Raw genomic sequence first — 16,970 nt, forward strand, 5'->3', positions numbered from 1 at the left:
CTGAGGTGGGAGCGTTGCGGCTCCGCCGGGCTGAGCGGAGGAGCTGCGTGAGCGTCACGTCAGGCAGTCGTCGAGGGTGGGCGAGGTGAGGATGCGCTCGGTCCAGCCTTCGATCTGCGCGGCGTCGGCGGCGCGGACGCGCGCCACGACCGGCTCCGGCAGCTCGCCGAAGCGCAGCCGGAGCTGCTTCAGCAACGTGCTTCGCTGCCCTTCCAGGCGGCCCTCCCGCTCGCCCGCGAGGCGGCCCTCCCGCTCGCCCGCAAGGCGGCCCTGCTCGCGAAGGTAGTCTGCGATGGTCACGATCTCCTCCTCGGCCTCCGGCCCCGCCGCCACGAGCAGCCGCTGGAGCAGCTCCCGCGGCCGGACCGGGTCGGCGATGTTCAAGATATACCGCCACACGCGCGACAGCGCAGCCCCACCGCCGGGCGCGCCGCGCACCTCCCGGACCACCTCGTACCAGCCGGACAGCCGCGCCACGAGCTCCTCGGGGCGGCGGGCATGCCGGAAGCACCAGAGCACCAGTCGCCCCAGCGCCGTCATCGCCCGCGCCCGCAGCGCCTCGTCCGTCTCCGCGCTGATGTCGTCCAGCACGAAACGGAAGTGCGGCACGTACTCCGCCGCCAGCCGCAGCATTTCCGGCGGCAGGTCGATCAGGTCCTGGAACGCGACCGCCGCGGTCCAGCCGGCGTCGCTGTGGTGCAGAACCACCGGCAGGATGGCCGGAAGACGCGTCGATCTGGGGTGGCGCTCCAGGTGGTCCTTCCAGATGCGGACCATGTACTCGAGCAGCCGAAACGCCATCAGCGGGTGCGTCGTGCTCTGGTGCTCGAAGAGCACGTAGATGAACAGCGGCGCGTGCGCCAGCCTGGCGGAGAAGAGCAGATCGCTGTGGGTCGCGGCGAGCTCCTCGTCGATGAAGCTGCCGGACTGGAGCGCCAACGACGCGAAATCGATGCGGGCGGCCAGGGCAGCGGGTAACACCTGACGGAGCGCCGCGGCGGCGTGCTCGGGCTGGCTGAATGTGGACTTGAACAGGGCGTCGTGAGGGGTCGGCGTCATGGGATGTCACCCCGCGGGCACGGCGCGCGGCGGCGGGGCTCCATCTCTGAGTTCCGGGGAGGGCTGCCGGATGATCTGGGATCTCGCCTGAGATGGGCTTTCGCGTCAGGATGATGCGAGCGGGATCCGGGCCACGGGGACTGTCTCCGGGCCGCATTCCGCGCTCGCGATGGCGCCCTCGCCCGGGCGGCGACGGACCGACGCGGTCCCGTTCACCCGTCGTCGCGCTCGGCCCCGGTCTCCTCGTCGTCCATGAGCGGCGCCACCTCGGCCCACAGCGCATCGAGATCGAGCTCCAGCCCATCCAGGCCCTCCACGCGCACCTTGCCCTGCGAGGCCGGGAGCACATGGACGTAACGCCCATCGGGCCCGAGCTCGTACAGCTCGACGAGCTGCGCAGGGGGATCCACCAGCCAGTACCAGCGCACCCCGAACCGCGCATACTCGATCGCTTTTTCCATGCGGTCGCGCCGCACGTCGCGCGCCCGCTGCGAGAGCACCTCGACCGCCACCACCCGGGGGGATCCGGGAGAGCGCGTCGCGGCCTCGAAGGCGCGTGCCAGGGGCGTACATGCACACGTCGGGCTTGCGTCCGCGTTGCGCCGACACGGCGAGCTTGTGCTCCGACCCGAACACCCAGCCGCCCCGCGGCCGAGCCCATGCGCGCAGCACCTCGATCAGCCAGCTCACCACGGCCTCGTGCAGCGTCGTCGGAACCTCTTCCTCCACGAGGCGGCCATCCACCAGCTCGCCGGGCTCGTCCTCGTCCAGGTCGGCCCATTGCTCGAGCGTCATCGGCTCAGGCTGGAGGATCTCCGCGGTCGACCTCGAACCCATGAGGCCGATCATACCACCCGTGGCGCCCGCCCAGGCGACGCGCGCCCCTCACACCCTTAGCACCACCCCTCTCGCCCTCTCTCCCGTCGCCTCCGCGATCGCCTGCACGTAGAGCCGCACCTGCGCCTCCTGCGCCGCGTGCGCGGTGCCCGCGTCCGAGCCGGTCTTGAAATCGACAACGGTCCAGACGCCCACGTCGCCCACGCTCTCCCGGAACGAGAGGTCGACGACCCCCTCGGCGATCGTCCCGTCCTCGAGCCGCAGGAGCAGCGGCGTCTCCCGCTCGCACGCGCCGCGCGCCGCGCTCTCCGCCGCGCGCCGGAGCAGCGGGTGCTCGAGCGCCGCGACCGCCGCCGCCACCGCGGCGTCGAGCTCCTCCGCCGGCGCGCCGAGCAGCCGCGCCTGCGCGGTGGCCACTGCCCGCACCTCGTCCTCGCCGGCCCGGAGGTCGACCTCCGCCAGCACCGCGTGCACGAGCGTCCCGAACCGCTTGCCGTAGGGCCGGCCCTCGCGTGCGATCGCCGTCTGCTCGAACGAGATCACCGGCAGCGCGTCCGCCCGCTTCTCCCGCACCGCCCCGCCGCCGCCCGTCGGCCCCGCGGCGCCCGCCGCCCCGGCGGTCGCCTCCTCGGCCGCCGCCCGCGCCGCCTCGTGGCTGATCTCCGTCGCCGTCTTCACGCGGACCGCCGCCACCGAGCCGTCGCGGATCGCCCGCTGCCGCGCCTCCTGCCACACCTCGTGCCCGCGCTGCCCGAGCTCTCCGCCCAGCGCCCGCCCGTTCGCCGGTGCCCCGGCCCCTGCCGGGGCGCCGGCCCCCGCCGCGCCGGCTCCCGCCGCCGCGGCGCCGGCCCCCGCCGCGCCGGCCCCCGCGCCCGCCACGCCGGCGCCCGCCGCCGCCCCGGCGCCGCTCGCGTCCGCCTGCAATATCCGCTGCTGCCGCAGCCCCGCCTCCGGCTCGCGATCCAGCTCGAGCGTCGCCGGATCCCACCACACGACGCGGTGCGACCCCGCCATCGGCGTGTGCTCCCCGGGCGCCACCGCGTCGCGCTCGTCGGCCTCGCACCGCGCCGGGCGCTCCAGCACCGTGTCGCTCCCGAACGGCGGACAGCCGGCCGCCGGCCGCGCGCTCCGCCGCTCGCGCGGCGCCGGGTAGAGCACCGGGTGCAGCACGTCGAGCCAGCCGTCGCTCGAGCCGTCCCCGGGCCGCGCGTCGCCCACCGCGGGCACCACCAGGAGCTCGCGCGCCCGCGTCGCCGCCACGTACGCGAGCCGCACCGCCTCCTCGCGATCGCGGCGCAGCACCTCGTCGCGGCGCTCGACGAGCTCCGCGGGCACGCAGCCCGCGATCGGCTCCGCCCACAGGCCGAGCGCCGGATCCACGTGCCGCGACGGGTTCTGGTACACCGCCGGCGACGCGGGATCCGCCAGGATCACCACCGGGAACTCGAGCCCCTTGGCCCGGTGCACCGTCATGATCCGCACCCCCTCCGTCCCCTCCTCGACGACCGGCGCCTCGGCCACCTCGCCCCGCTCCGCGTCCGCCTCGAGCCGCTCGACGAACGCCCGGAACGACGTCGCCCCGCCCGCCTCGAACCGCCGCCCGAGATCCATCACCCGCAGCACGTTCGCGAGCGCCTGCTCCCCCGTCGGCCAGATCGCGATGCCCGCGTGCGCGCGCGTCTCGTCGAGCAGCCCGCCGATCGTGTCCGCGATCGGCCGCCGGTTGCGCTCGCGGTGCAGCCGCCCGAGCACCGCGAGCGCCTCCGCGACCTCCCGGAGCGGCCGCGCCCCGCCCTCCACCGCGAGATCCAGCGCGGCCTCGTCCGGCGCGAACAGCGGGTGCAGGCGCTGGAACCGGTCGCGGTACAGGAGCAGCACGTCGTCCGTCAGCGCGAACAGCGGCCCGCGCAGCGTCGCATACACGCTGAGCTCGTCGTCCGGCCACTCGATCGCGAGCAGCGCGCTCCGCACGGCCATCACCTCCTCGCGATCGTGGAACGACCGCCCGCCCACGAGCACGTGCGGGATCCGCCGCGCCTCGAGCGCCCGCACGTACGCGCGCGTCGCGTCCTCCCCGAACGTCTGGAAGCGCTTGAACAGGAGGCAGATGTGCCGCGCCTCGAGCGGCACCCGCTGGCTCGGGCGCTCGCGCTCGGTCACCGTCCAGCGCCGCTCGCCCGCGCCAGAGCCCCGGCCGGCGTGGATCAGGTGGTGGACGAACGCCCCCACCGCGTCCGGGATCGACTGCCGCACCCGGAAATCCGAGATCTTGCCGTAGTCGCCGTACGGCCGCGGCACCGGCAGCGCGATCACCGTCGGCTGCCCCTCCGGGTCGTCCCGGAACCGCTCGAGCGCGACGTACCGCGCCTGGCTCGCCGCGCCCTCGCCGTCGCCCCCCTGCATGAGCGGCGCGAACGCCGCGTTGACGGCCTCCTGGATCGACGGGGCGCTGCGGAAGCTCGTCGACAGGTACAGCACGCTCGCGCCGCAGGCGACGAGCCGCGCCTTCGTCGCCTCGTAGAGCGCGACCTCGGCGCGGCGGAAGCGGTAGATCGACTGCTTCGGATCGCCGACGACGAACAGCTTCCCGGGCACCGGGCGCGCCCGCGTCCAGTCGGCCTCGGCCGGGTCGTCGGCCGCGAGCAGGAGCAGGATCTCCGCCTGGAGCGGGTCGGTGTCCTGGAACTCGTCGACGAAGAGGTGCGAGAAGCGCAGGTTCAGCTCCTCGCGGACGCTGCGGCTCGAGCGGAGGAGGTTCCTCGCGCAGAGGAGCAGGTCGAGGAAGTCGAGCTTGCCGGCGCGCGCCTTGAGCGCGTCGTACGCCTCGATCGGCGGCCGGAGCTCGCGCGAGAGGCACGCCGCGAGGTCGGCGCTCGCGGCCGTGAGCACGGCGTCGAGCTCGTCCTTCACCCGGTCGCGCTGCGCGAGCACCTCGGCGCGCGAGAGATCCGCGCCGAACGCCTTGCCCGAGCCCTTCCAGCGCCACTCCTTCCAGCGGGCGATCTCGCCGAGCTCGGCCTCCAGCCCGTCGTGATCGCGCCCGCCCGTCACCTCCTCGCGGCGGCGGAGCTCCGCGAGGTACCTGTCGAGGTTCCTGAGGCTCTGCGCGAGGTAGTCGCCCTCCCTGTCGGCCTCGGCGCCGAGGTCCGCGAGCGCCGCGAGGCGATCGATGAGCTCGTCGATGGCGCGCTCGCGGTCGAACGGATCGCGGCGCCAGGGGCGCGTGAAGTCGCGGTGCTCGGCGAGCTTCCACGCCGCGCTCCGGAGCAGGTCGCGCGGGCCCTGCGCGCCGTCGCGCGGGCGCCGGCGCAGGACGCGGCGCACGCCCTCGGGCGGGTCGTTCAGGGTGCGCTGGAACCAGGCGTCGAAGGCCTGATCGAAGAGCGCCTCGGCCTGCTCCGCGGCCGCGACCTGGAACAGCGGGTCGACCAGCGCCTCGACCGGCCACTCGCGCAGGAGGTCGGCGCAGAACGAGTGGATCGTCCCGATGCGGGCCGCCTCCAGGTGCGCGAGCGCCTCGTCGAGCCGCGCGCGCTCCGCCGGGCCGGACCTCGCGTCGCCGCGCGCCCGCTCGATCTCGGCCCGCAGGCGCAGCTTCATCTCGCCCGCCGCCTTCTCCGTGAAGGTGACCGCGACGATGCGATCGAGCGTCCCGCCGCCCTCCTCGGGCGCCTTCCGCAGCACGGCGACGATCCGCGACACGAGCGCCGTCGTCTTGCCCGTGCCCGCGGCGGCCTCGACGACGAGCGTCGTCCGGAGGTCCTCGCGGATGCGGCGGCGGGCGGGCTCGTCCGCGAGCTCCCGCGCGCCGCGCGCCCAGGCCGCGCCCGCGCTCACGGGCGCCTCCGCGCGGGCGCGGGGCGCGGCTCGGGAGCGCGGCGCGCGGGCGCGGGGCGCGGCTCGGGAGCGCGGCGCAGGGGTGCGGGGCGCGGCTCGGGAGCGCGGCGCGGGGGCGCGCCGGCGGGGCTCTGGGAGGGGAGGGGGGCGTACCGCACGAGGTCGCGTGTCGAGGCCGTCGGGGAGTCCGGGAGTCGGGGATAAGGTGGCGCAGATCGGCGGCGAAGGAAACGCCGCACCGCGGCGTCGCTCCCAGGCGCGGGGCGGCCCTGCGGCGCCGCGCCGTCCAGCGCAGGGCGCCCCCCGTCGCGGACCGATCTCATGTGGCCCGCAAAGCGCGGAGGTTCTTGTGCTAGCAGCAGGAGAACCTGATCCATGCGCGTCGAGTCGATGAGCCCTGGAGCGCGGTGGCGGTATGCGCTCAAGCCCGCGAGCTGGCCCAAGGTGCTCGTCCCCGCCCTGTGCGGACAGGCCGTCGGCGCGGCCGTCGCCGGCCGGATCGACGCGGGCGCGCTCGCCTTCGGCGCGCTGTGGACGGTCGCCGACGTCGCCTTCATCGTGCTCCTCAACGACTGGGGCGACCGCGAGGTCGACGCCATCAAGCGGCGCATGTTCCCGGACGGCTGCTCGCCAAAGACCATCCCGGACGGCATCCTCCCGGCCCGCGCCCTCCTCCTCGCCGGCCTCGGGGCGGGCGCCGCCGCGCTGCTCGTCGCCTGGGGAGCCGGCGTCGCCCTGGATCGCCCGCTCCTGCTCCCCCTGACGGCGCTCGCCCTCCTCGTCTTCGGCGCCTACACGCTGCCGCCGCTCCGGCTCAACTACCGCGGCGGCGGCGAGCTCCTCGAGATGGCCGGCGTCGGCGGCGTCCTCCCGCTCCTGCACGCCTACGCCCAGTGCGGCGCGTGGGCGCCGCCGTGGCTCGCCGCGCTCCTGCCGGGCCTGCTCCTCTGCGCCCTGGCGAGCGCCCTGGCCAGCGGGCTGTCCGACGAGCAGAGCGACCGCGCCGGCGGCAAGCGCACGGTCGCCACGCTCCTCGGCAACGCGGCGACGCGGAGGGCCGCGGAGGCCCTGCTCGGCCTCGGCGCGGCCCTCTGGCCCGCGGCGTCGCTCCTCGGCGGCGCCGCCCCGCCGCCCTGGTCGGTCGCGCCCGCGGCGTCCATCGCGCTCTACTTCCGGGCGCGGGGCGTCCGGAAGAGCCCGGCGGCGGTGACCAACGCCTTCGCCGCGCAGGCGGCCTACAAGCGCGAGCTGCACCGCGCGATCTGGTGGGGGACGGCCGCGCTGGCGGCGGCGGTGCTCGCCGCCGGGCTCCGCGCCGGCGGGGGGCCGACGTGAGCGGGAGCCCGGTCCTCCCCGGCGACGCGCGCGACGAGCTCGCGCGCCTCACGCCGCTGCTCGGCGCGCGGGCGTCGGTCGCCCCGGGTCGGTCGTGCGCGCCCACCCCCGTCGCGCTCGTCGAGCAGATCGTGGACGGCAGCGACGACGAAGGGCGCGCGCGCGCCTTCGCCAGCGCGCTCGGCGAGGTGATCTGCGCGGTCGCCGACAACTTCCCCGACAACATCTTCTGGGACATCGACTACCTGGCCTGCTGCCTGTGGCAGGCCGGGAGCGCGCCCGCGATCGGCGACTTCGCCCGGCGCGTCGTGTCGCTCTGCGTCGGCTTCGGCAACAAGTCGAAGCTGCGCTTCCGCTACGCGCACGACTTCCTCTACGGCTACGACTGGGCCCGCTGGGTGATGCGCAAGCCGGACGAGCGCGCGGGCGTCGGGCCGTTCGACCTCGCGTTCTTCGACTACCTCGACGACCGGCAGAGGGCGCTCCTCGAGCTCGTGGCCAGCAACGATCGAAAGTACGCGCAGCTGAACGGCCGGGAGTTCCGCAACCCGTTCTCGTTCATCCGCGAGCCGCGCGAGGAGTCGCAGATCCATTACCTCCTCGCCCAGGTCGATCTCCTCCCGCTCAAGGCCTGGCGCCTCGACGGCGAGCGCCGCTGGGACCTGCCCTTCACCGAGCTGCGCGCCAAGCTGGCCGACCGCCTCGGCCTGTCGCGGGGCGACAGGCGATGAGCGCCGGGCCGGGGGCGCTCCGGGCCTGGCTCCGGGCGTCGCGGCTCGCCTCGCAGCCGACGATCGCGCTCCCGCTGCTGCTCGGGCAGCTCCTCGGCGCGCGCGCATCCGGCCGGCCGCTCGACCTCGCGACGCTCGCGGCGGTCCACCTGTTCGGCCTCCTCGACCAGCTCTTCATCGTCTACGCCAACGACGTCGCCGACCAGGAGACCGACCGCCACAACCGCACCGCCACGCCCTTCTCGGGCGGCTCGCGCGTGCTCGTCGAGGGGCGCCTCTCGCCGCGCGCGCTCGGCGCCGCCGCCGTCGCCTGCGCCGCGGCGCTCGTGGCCGTCTCGGCGTGGCTCGCGGCGGCGCGGTCGGCCCCGCTCCTCGTGCCGCTCGCGATCGCGGCGCTCCTCTTGCTCTGGGCCTACAGCTACCCGCCGCTCCGCCTCTCGTACCGCGGCGGCGGCGAGCTGCTCCAGATGGTGGGCGTCGGCGCGGTCCTGCCGCTCTACGGCTACGTCGCGCAGGGGGGCGACCTCGAGCGGTTCCCCTTCGCGCTGCTCGCGTTCCTGCTGCCGAGCCACCTCGGCTGCGCGATCGCGACGGCGCTCCCCGACGAGCCCTCGGATCGCGCGAGCGACAAGCGGACGCTGCCCGTGCGCGTGGGCGGGGAGCGGGCCGCGCTGTGCGTCGTGCTCCTGAACGGGCTGTCGCTCGCGCTCGCGCCGATCGGCCTCGGCGCGGCGGGGCTGCGCCCCGGCGCGTGGCTCCTCGTGCCGGCGGCGGCGTCGCTCGTCGTGCTGCTGGCGCGGCCGGCGCCGCCCGGCTCGCGCCGGTTGCTCGTCCGGGTGGCGGCCGCGGGCGCGGCGACGCTGTCGCTCGTCGCGGTCACGGCGCGGCTGGTGTTCGCCGCGCGGTGAGGAGGGCGGCGCGATGGCCCACGAGTTCCTGGTGCTCTCGCTGCTCTTCCTCGTGCCGGGGGGCGTCGTCTGGCTCGCGCGCCCGGACCTGCGCGGCCTGATGAAGCGGGTGGCGCTCGCCTCGCTGCCGTTCGCCGCGACAGAGCGGCTGTTCTATCCGGCGTACTGGACGCCGAAGTTCCTGTTCGATCTGGCCGACACGATCGGGTTCGGCGTCGAGGACGTGCTGTTCCTCGTCGGGCTCAGCGCCTTCTCCTCGACCGCGTATGCCGTCGTGCTGCGCCGGACGCCGGTGCCCCGCGCCTCGCCGGCGGCGCCGGGGGCGGCGGCGCGAACCTGGTGGAGGGCGGCGGCCGCCATCGCGCTCACGCTCGCGGCGGCCGGGGCGCTGCTCGCTGCCGGGGTGCCCATCCTCTACGCCGCCGTCGCGGCGATGGCGGGGGTCGCCGCGGCGCTCCTCGCGGCGCGCGCCGACCTGCTCGTCCCGAGCCTGCTCGGCGCGCTCCTGTCGGCGGCCATCTACCTCGGCCTGTGCCTCGTCTTCGCGGCGCTCGTGCCCGGCGTGTTCGCGCGCACCTGGCGGCCCAGCGTGCTGCTGCCGGGCAGGGCGCTCCTCGGCGTCCCGCTCGACGAGATCCTCTACGGGCTCGGCGCGGGCTTCGCGGGCACGGTGTTCCCGGCGTGGGCGTTCGACTTCAGGTACGCGAAGGCGGCTCGCCCGGCGCCGCGGGCGGGCTGGCGCCGCGCCGGCTGACGCTGCGGGCGGGCTGACGCCGCGCCGGCTGACGCTGCGGGCGGGCTGACGCCGCGCCGGCTGACGCCGCGCCGGCTGACGCCGGGGCGCGCTGCGGCTCACTGGGGGATCGGCTCGCAGTGGATGTCGAGCACCGTGTTCAGCCGGAACACCGACGAGCGGCCGTCTCGCTCGGCGTAGAAGACCTTGAGCGTGTGCTCCGACCCGGGCTTCATGTGGAGCCTCGCGGCCTCGTCGTCCAGACGCACGGTCTTGCCGTTCACCCCGTCGCGCACGGAGTGGCTGGCCACGATGGTGTCGTCGATCGATATCCAGACATCATCGCTCGCGTCGAAGGAGAAGAAGCTCCCCCTCCGGTAGGTGAACGGCACCTCGAACTCCACCGTGAATCCGAAGTTGTGCGCGTCGCCCTCGTTGCCGTAGCCGAGGTCGTCGACGTGGTAGAAATCCCTGCCGCCCAGGTGGCCGCCGCTGCTCCACAGGTCGAGGTGGATCTGCCGGTCGAACGAGATGTTGACGCCCGGCTTGTCCCGGAACCATTCGTTGAAGCTGTCGTCGTGAGCGAGGCCGTCCGCGGCCGTCTCCGCGGCCATCGGCTTGCCGTTCTCGAGCTCGCTCTTGAGCTCGACCTTCCTCCCGTCGGTGGTCTGGGAGGGGCCGAAATCCGGGTGCTCCCTGGGGAAGTCCCGCACGACCATGGGAAAGCTCGCCGTGCACAGGACCGCGGAGGGGTCGTCGGGAGGCCCGAGGCCGTTGTCGCCGGCCTCCTCGTCGTCGCCGTCACCGCTGCCGCCGTCCGCGCCGGGCGGGCCGCCGTCGGCGTTCTCCGGGCGCTCGCCCTCGCCGAGCTCGTCGTCGGGGAGGCCGGGCTCCCCGGGGGGCGACGTCGCGTCGTCCGCGTGGGCGATGATGGCGTCCTGGGGCGGGCACCCCCCGAGGGGGAGCGCTGCGGACGAGAGGAGCAGCAGGGCCATGGGCCGCCTGAAGACCCGGCAGAGGGACGTCGCGTGGTGGGCCGGGCTCATGGAACCGCCTCCTGGTCCCTGGATGCGATCGGCCGGGTCGTCCTTCGCGAAATCGTACCGGCGACGCCGCTCCGGGCGCAGGAGCGCCCGCGCAGCGGCGCCGCGGCGTCCTCGTTCGATCGCGCTGATACGGGAAGAATTCGATCGCGTTGACACGCGAAGAGCGCCAGGGGAGCTGGAATTCTCCACCGGCGCTCTCCGCGTCGTCGCTTCACCTCGCGCCGGAGCGGCGGCGCTCCAGGGCGCGAGCGCCGCTGGCGCGCGATCGACCCCGCCCGCGGGCGGGAGGGGTCGATCGCGCCCGCCGCGTCACGGCAGCATCAGGACGCACTCGGTCCGGCAGACCGGGCCGAAGCCGCCGGTGCCGCTCGGCTCCTCGCAGATGGTCCGCTTGATCGCCTCGGGGGGGCAGGTGGGCTCCTCCAGGCACTCGGTCCAGCACTCGACCGCGTGCCCGCCGCTGCCGCCCGCGCCGGTGTCGCCGCCGACGCCGGAGCAGACCTTCTGCTCGGTGGTGCCCGGCGGGCAGTAGGGCTCCACCGGGAGGCACTCGTTCCAGCAGCCGCCGCCGGGGTACGCGCCGCCGCTGCCGCCGTACCCGGTGCCGCTGCTGCCGCTCGTGCCGGGCATGGGGGCCTCGAAGGCCCCGTCGCCGTAGCCGCCGCTGCTGGCGCTCGTGCCGGGCATCGGGTCCTCGCAGACGGTCGTCAGGACGGTGTCCGGCGGGCAATAGGGCTCCACGGGCACGCACTCGGTCCAGCAGCCGCCGCCGGGGTACGCGCCGCCGCTGCCGCCGGTGCCGTAGCCGGTGCCGGTGCTGCCCGCGCTGCCGACCGTGCCGCTGCACACGGTCTGCTCCCGCGTGCCCGGCGGGCAATAGGGCTCCACGGGCACGCAATCGGTCCAGCAGCCGCCGCCGGGGTACGCGCCGCCGGCGCCGTAGCCGGTGCCGCTGCCGTAGCCGGTGCCGGCGGTGCCGGCGGTGCCGCTGCCGTAGCCGGTGCCGCTGCTGCTCGAGCTGCCGACCATGACGTCGCCGTCGCAGACGGTCTGCTCCCGCGTGCCCGGCGGGCAATAGGGCTCCACGGGGAGGCACTCGGTCCGGCAGCCGCCGCCGGTGGGGTAGGGCGGGGCCGCGAGCCCGTTGGTGCCGTCCCACGCGCCAGCGCCGCCCGTGCCGTCCCACGCGCCAGCGCCGCCCGTGCCGCCGGCGCCGCCGGCGCCGCCCGAGCCGCCGACGCCGACGCTGCTCGTGCTCGAGACGCTGGAGCTGCCCTCACAGACGGTGTGCGCCCTCGTGCCGGGCGGGCAGTAGGGCACGGGCACGCACTCGGTCCAGCACATGTCGGGGGGCGGCGCTGCGTCGGCGGCGCCATCCCAGCCGCCGCCGACCCCGACGCTGGCGCTGCCCCAGCCGCCGCTGCCGACGCTCGCGGTGGTGCTGCTCGTCGCGCTGCCGCCGCCGCACACGACCTGCTCGACCGTGCCCGGCGGGCACATCGGCGGCGGCACGCACTCGGTCCAGCACCCCGGATCGTGAGGGACCGGCATGCCGACGCCGCCGGCCGAGCCGCCCTGGCCCACGGAGGTGGTGACGGTGGTGACGCCGCCGCCGCAGGTGGTCTGCTCGAGCCACCCGGGAGGACAGGTGTCGTCGGGCACACACTGCGCCTCGCACATCTCGCCGATGTCGCACGGCGAACAGACCGTCTCCCAGTGAAAGCCTGGTCCGCAGTCGGGCTCGGGAGGCGGCTCGGGCACCTCCACCCCGCCGCAGCCCTGCCCCTTGGCGCCGGTGAGCACCACGAGCGCAGAGAGCGCCATGAGCCCCTGAAGCGAGGCGCGCGCGGTCGACGAACGCGAGATAAGGGAGGAGAAGATCGCGAATCGCATGGGTGTACTCCGTCCTGCGCGCCTGTGACAGACACGCGATCAAGCAACGATGGCTCTGCGCCGCGACGTGCGGAGCGCTGCTGCTCCGCGGCTGCTCGACGCCGACCCGGAGAGCTCGTCCGGACATAAAGCACCTGACATGCCACGCCCGTCCGGCCGCCCGGCGGCGCTCCTCCGCGCGCCGGCAGCCGCCGATCCCGGCGCTTTCCGCCGGCGCCCGGGTCCGCGCGCTGCCTCCGCCGCGGCCGCCGCAGCGCCCGCCAGGGCCGCCGTGTGACGGCGGGCGTCGCTATCGTGCCACGTTGGGCCAGGTGCGCCACCGGGCTGTGCCGGCTCCTAAATGCCGGGATGGACAAAAGAAAATCCACCTGGCAGGCGGCGTTGCGCCGTGGACCGCGTGGGGTCCTGTCGTGCCGGGTGGTGCCTCGTGGAGAGGGGCGGGGATCCGCCCCGGCGCGCCGGTCACCTGCCGAGCGGAGCGCTCACCGGGCGCGGCGAGGCGCCAGCGCGCGGTCTCTCAGGCCCGTGCTGGCCGACGCTGCCGGCGGGCCGGGATCAAGGGCACGCGATCGGCGGGGTCGCTGCCGCCATCTCGTCCGAGCAGACGCCGGTCAGGGTGCAGTTGCAGTACCCGCACGCGAGCAGCGCGCGGTACGTGGCCGCGCCCGCCGGGTGCTCCTCGGCGCACTGCGCGATGCAGGAGGACGCGCCGCACGCGACGACGCACCTCCGCAGGGCGTCGCAGTCGGCGTCCGCGGTGCACGCCTGGTCTTCCGCGGCGCAGCTCGTCTGGATCGAGCAGGTGGCACAGCCCGCCTCCGCGGGGAGCGAGCCCTGCTCGCGGGTCGCGGGGTCGTCCGGGATACCGCACCCGCCGTTGAACGCGTCGTAGCAGCCGCCGATGGCGACGCTGATGCTGGTGGCGCCCGGCCCGCCCGCGCCCCCGCCGGCGCCCTCGGCAGGATCGGGGGGGACCGTCGTCGACCCGCAGGCGCTCGCCATCGCGGCGATGCCCGACACGACGGCGGCGAAGAGGGCGCTGGCGCCCGCCCGGCTGGCGAGCAGGGCCGGGATCGACGTGGATGAGCGATGTCGATTCATGAGCTCCTCCGTGCAGAGGCACAGAGAATAAAGAAGCTCGGCGTCCCCGTGGTTCACTTCCGTACGAGATGAGCCAGGGGGAGGCGGCCGGCTGCGTGTCGCGCTGAGCCGGCGCCCCAGGCGGCGTGCCGCTCCGCGGCGCCGGCGCGCGACGCTCGGCGCCGTCCGACGCGGCGCCGGCGCGCGGCGCCGTCCGACGAAGAACGCCGCGACCGGGGCGAGGTGGGGGCAGGGGGAAGAACGCAGCCGCGTCGCGAGGGAGCGCGCGGGCCGCGCTGCAGGGCGGCGGGCGGCGCCTACTGCGCGGCGGCGCGCTGCTGGATGTAAGGCAGGCGCGCGGCCACCTTCTGGACCTCGTCGGCGCCCTCGAGGAGCTGGGCGATCGGGTCCCAGGTGCCCCGGATCAGCGACTCGCGCGCGCCGGGCTTGATGGTGAAGGGCACCGTGAGGTCGCCGGCCCGGACGACCTGCTCCTTCAGGTCGACCGTGACGAGCGTCGACGGGTCCTCGTTCACGCGGGCGGCGAGCGCGGCGCGGTGCTCGCGGCTCACCGAGACGCAGGGGATGCCGAGCGTCGTCGAGTTGCCGAAGAAGATCTCGGCGAAGCTCTCGGCGATCACGGCCTTGAAGCCGGCCTTGGCGATCGACTGCGGCGCGTGCTCGCGCGACGAGCCGCAGCCGAAGTTGCGGTCGGCGATGAGGACCGTCGCGCCCGAGAAGCGCGGGTCGTTCAGCGGGTGCTCCCGCTTCTGCCCGCGCTCGTCGAAGCGCACGTCGCGGAACAGGTGCTCGCCGATGCCGTCGAACGTGACGCACTTGAGGAAGCGCGCCGGGATGATGCGGTCCGTGTCGATGTCGTCGCCCGGAACGTGGACGGCGCGGCCGGTGACGGATTGGATCAAGTCGAGTGCCATCTGGATCTCCCTCGGGTGCGAGCGTCGTCAGATTCCGAACACGTCACGGGCGTCGGCGATCTCGCCGCGCACGGCGGCGGCGGCGACCATCACGGGGCTCATCAGCACGGTGCGGCCGGTGGGGCTGCCCTGCCGGCCCTTGAAGTTGCGGTTGGACGAGGAGGCGCAGAGCTCGTCGCCGACGAGCTTGTCGGGGTTCATCGCCAGGCACATCGAGCAGCCAGGCTCGCGCCACTCGAAGCCCGCCTCGCGGAAGACCTTGTCGAGCCCCTCGGCCTCGGCCGCGCGCGCGACATCCATCGACCCGGGCACGGCCAGCGCGCGCACGTGCGGCGCGACCTTGTGCCCCTGGATGCGCCGCGCGACCTCCCGGAAATCGGACAGCCGGCCGTTCGTGCAGCTGCCGATGAACGCGACGTTGATCTTCGTCCCCTCGATGGGCTTGCCGCCCTCGAGCCGCATGTACTCGAGCGCCTCGCGGATGAGCGCCCGCTCGGACTCGTTCGCCACGTCCTCGGCCGCCGGCACCCTCTCCTTCACCGAGATCGCCTGGCCCGGCGTGATGCCCCAGGTGACCGTCGGCGCGATCTCGCTCGCGTCGATCCGGACGACATCGTCGTACTGCGCGTCGGCGTCCGACGCGATCGAGCGCCAGTACTCGAGCGCCCTGTCCCACGCCTCGCCCGCCGGGGCGTACGGACGACCCTTGATGTAATCGAACGTCGTCTGGTCCGGGTTGACGTAGCCGACCCGGGCGCCGCCCTCGATCGACATGTTGCACAGGGTCATCCGCTCCTCCATCGAGAAGCCCTCGATGGTCGAGCCGCCGTACTCGTACGCGTAGCCCGTGCCGCCGGAGACGCCGAGCCGGCGGATGATCTCGAGGATGATGTCCTTCGCGTAGACGCCCGGGCCGAGCTTGCCGTCGACCTGGATGCGGCGGACCTTGAGCCGCTGGAGGCTCAACGTCTGCGTGGCGAGCACGTCGCGCACCTGGGTCGTGCCGATGCCGAACGCGATCGCGCCGAACGCGCCGTGCGTCGAGGTGTGCGAGTCGCCGCACGCGATCGTCATGCCGGGCTGCGTGAGGCCGAGCTCGGGGCCGATGATGTGGACGATGCCCTGCCGGCCGGACTCGAGATCGAAGAAGGTGACGCCCTGCTCCGTGCACGCCTTCTTCAGCGCGTCGACCATCCCCTCGGCGAGCGAGTCCTTGAACGGCCGCTTGCGGTTGTCGGTGGGGACGATGTGATCGAGCGTGGCGAACGTCCGCTCGGGCATGCGCACGCGCAGGCTCAGGTCGCGGAGCATCCCGAACGCCTGGGGGCTCGTCACCTCGTGGATCAGGTGAAGGCCGATGAAGAGCTGGTCCTCGCCGTTCGGCAACGTGCGGACTTTGTGGAGGTCCCAAACCTTGTCATAGAGACTCTTACCCATGATGGCCTCTCGGGGCGCGGCTGAACGCGGCTGAAGGGGACGGCGTGCGGAGCGGACCGGGCGCCAGCGGGCCGACGTCGGCCGACGCCGAGCGCGCAGGCGGCCTCCATGGGAGGCGGCCGGCGCGCTCGACGTCGGCGCAGCGTCGGGCTAGCGGCAGGACTATGCGGGAAGGGGAGCATTAAGTCGAATGAAACTTTTTTCACGATGGGTTAAGTAGCGCTACATGGACGCGTCGCTCCTGCCCGCGCTCGAGGATGTGCTGCTGGTGGCCCGGTCGGGCTCGGTCGCCGAGGCGGCGCGGCGGCTCCACAAGACGCCGTCGGCGGTGAGCCAGCAGGTGCGGCGGGTGGAGGAGCACTTCGGGGTGGCGCTGTTCGAGCGCGACGGGCGCGGCGTGCGGCTGAGCCCGGCGGGCGAGGCGGCGCTCGGGGCGATCACGCGGCTGTTCGACCAGGCGGAGGGGGTGTTCGAGCTCCTGTCGGAGCTCTCGGGGGAGTCGTCGGCGACGCTGCGGCTCGCGGCGAGCGACTACCTCGGCAAGGGGCTGCTCGTGCCGGTGATCCGCCAGATGCTCGAGCAGCGCGCGCCGGTGCGGTTCGCGATCACGACCGCGAACTCGGTGGACGCGGCGCGGTGGGTGGAGCGCGGGGAGGTGGACCTCGGGCTCGCGTCGGCGTCGTCGGCGGGGGGCGACCTCGTGCGGCAGCCGCTGTTCGTGCAGCCGTTCCTCTGGGTGGGGCCGCGGCTCAAGGGCGAGGCGCCGCCGCTCGGCGAGCGGCTCCGGCGCGAGCCGCTGCTCCGGCTCGCGCCCGGCAGCGTGGGCCGGCGGATGCTCGACGCGTACCTCGATCGCGAGCGGATCCGGCCGGTCTCGACGATCGACGTGTCGAGCGTGTCGCTGCTCGTGTCGTACGTGTCGGGCGGGCTCGGCATCGGCCTGGCGCCGGCGCTCGCGCTGACCGAGGTGGCGCGCTCGCGGCTCGACGTGGAGGTCGCCGAGGTGGAGCCGCTGCCGGTCGAGCTGATGACGCGCGAGAACTTCCGGCGCAGCCCGATCATCGAGCGGTTCATCGAGCGCCTCGCCGCCGAGGGGCGCCGCGCCGAGCAAAGGACGCGGGCGCTCGTCGGCGACTAGC

13 protein-coding genes and 1 pseudogene are annotated in these 16,970 nt (G+C 74.7%); 5 read left to right on the top strand and 9 right to left on the bottom strand.

Annotated elements, in window-relative coordinates:
• Positions 1–54 precede the first annotated feature (54 nt).
• The 4 genes and pseudogenes from WMF24_RS00480 to WMF24_RS00495 all read right to left on the bottom strand — a co-directional run bounded on the left by WMF24_RS00480 (position 55) and on the right by WMF24_RS00495 (position 5,733).
• Entirely contained in the window at positions 55–1,059 is a 1,005-nt protein-coding gene (locus tag WMF24_RS00480; protein WP_437734359.1) for an Rpn family recombination-promoting nuclease/putative transposase, read from the bottom strand.
• A gap of 212 nt (positions 1,060–1,271) precedes the next feature.
• Positions 1,272–1,574 (bottom strand): Uma2 family endonuclease, encoded by a 303-nt coding sequence (locus tag WMF24_RS00485; RefSeq protein ID WP_437734360.1) that lies wholly within the window; start codon positions 1,572–1,574, stop codon positions 1,272–1,274.
• Between the two features lie 88 nt (positions 1,575–1,662).
• A pseudogene (locus WMF24_RS00490) lies at positions 1,663–1,908 on the bottom strand (Uma2 family endonuclease); the annotation flags it as partial.
• Positions 1,909–1,944: 36 nt separating this feature from the next.
• A complete protein-coding gene (locus WMF24_RS00495; protein WP_437734361.1) occupies positions 1,945–5,733 on the bottom strand; it encodes a UvrD-helicase domain-containing protein in 3,789 nt (1,262 codons plus the stop codon).
• Positions 5,734–6,108: 375 nt separating this feature from the next.
• On the opposite strand from WMF24_RS00495, the gene WMF24_RS00500 reads away from it, so the two are divergent.
• The 4 genes from WMF24_RS00500 to WMF24_RS00515 are packed head-to-tail and all read left to right on the top strand — an operon-like array spanning position 6,109 to position 9,461.
• Complete coding sequence (locus tag WMF24_RS00500; protein ID WP_437734362.1) at positions 6,109–7,068, top strand: prenyltransferase; 960 nt, start codon at positions 6,109–6,111, stop codon at positions 7,066–7,068.
• Positions 7,065–7,799 (top strand): ferrochelatase, encoded by a 735-nt coding sequence (locus WMF24_RS00505; RefSeq protein WP_437734363.1) that lies wholly within the window; start codon positions 7,065–7,067, stop codon positions 7,797–7,799. The genes WMF24_RS00500 and WMF24_RS00505 overlap by 4 nt, the downstream gene beginning before the upstream one ends.
• Positions 7,796–8,707: a prenyltransferase gene (locus WMF24_RS00510; protein WP_437734364.1), complete on the top strand. Its 912-nt coding sequence runs from the start codon at positions 7,796–7,798 to the stop codon at positions 8,705–8,707. The genes WMF24_RS00505 and WMF24_RS00510 overlap by 4 nt, the downstream gene beginning before the upstream one ends.
• 13 nt (positions 8,708–8,720) lie before the next feature.
• Positions 8,721–9,461, top strand: a complete 741-nt coding sequence (locus WMF24_RS00515) for a lycopene cyclase domain-containing protein (protein ID WP_437734365.1) — start codon at positions 8,721–8,723, stop codon at positions 9,459–9,461.
• Between the two features lie 98 nt (positions 9,462–9,559).
• Here the strand turns inward: WMF24_RS00515 and WMF24_RS00520 are convergent, their stop codons facing one another.
• The 5 genes from WMF24_RS00520 to leuC form a co-directional block, all read right to left on the bottom strand.
• Positions 9,560–10,486, bottom strand: coding sequence for a fibro-slime domain-containing protein (locus WMF24_RS00520; protein WP_437734366.1), 927 nt, complete (start codon positions 10,484–10,486; stop codon positions 9,560–9,562).
• Between the two features lie 309 nt (positions 10,487–10,795).
• Entirely contained in the window at positions 10,796–12,379 is a 1,584-nt protein-coding gene (locus WMF24_RS00525) for a hypothetical protein (protein WP_437734367.1), read from the bottom strand.
• Positions 12,380–12,934: 555 nt separating this feature from the next.
• Positions 12,935–13,480, bottom strand: coding sequence for a hypothetical protein (locus WMF24_RS00530; RefSeq protein WP_437734368.1), 546 nt, complete (start codon positions 13,478–13,480; stop codon positions 12,935–12,937).
• Between the two features lie 296 nt (positions 13,481–13,776).
• Entirely contained in the window at positions 13,777–14,394 is a 618-nt protein-coding gene (gene leuD, locus WMF24_RS00535) for a 3-isopropylmalate dehydratase small subunit (RefSeq protein WP_437734369.1), read from the bottom strand.
• Positions 14,395–14,421: 27 nt separating this feature from the next.
• Complete coding sequence (leuC, locus tag WMF24_RS00540; protein ID WP_437734370.1) at positions 14,422–15,831, bottom strand: 3-isopropylmalate dehydratase large subunit; 1,410 nt, start codon at positions 15,829–15,831, stop codon at positions 14,422–14,424.
• Positions 15,832–16,057: 226 nt separating this feature from the next.
• Here leuC and WMF24_RS00545 point away from each other — a divergent pair, with 226 nt between their 5' ends.
• On the top strand, positions 16,058–16,969 hold the full coding sequence (locus WMF24_RS00545; RefSeq protein ID WP_437734371.1) for a LysR family transcriptional regulator: 912 nt from the start codon (positions 16,058–16,060) through the stop codon (positions 16,967–16,969).
• Position 16,970: the final 1 nt, after the last annotated feature.

Source organism: Sorangium sp. So ce1335 (assembly GCF_051521615.1).
In the GTDB taxonomy this organism is placed as follows: domain Bacteria; phylum Myxococcota_A; class Polyangia; order Polyangiales; family Polyangiaceae; genus Sorangium.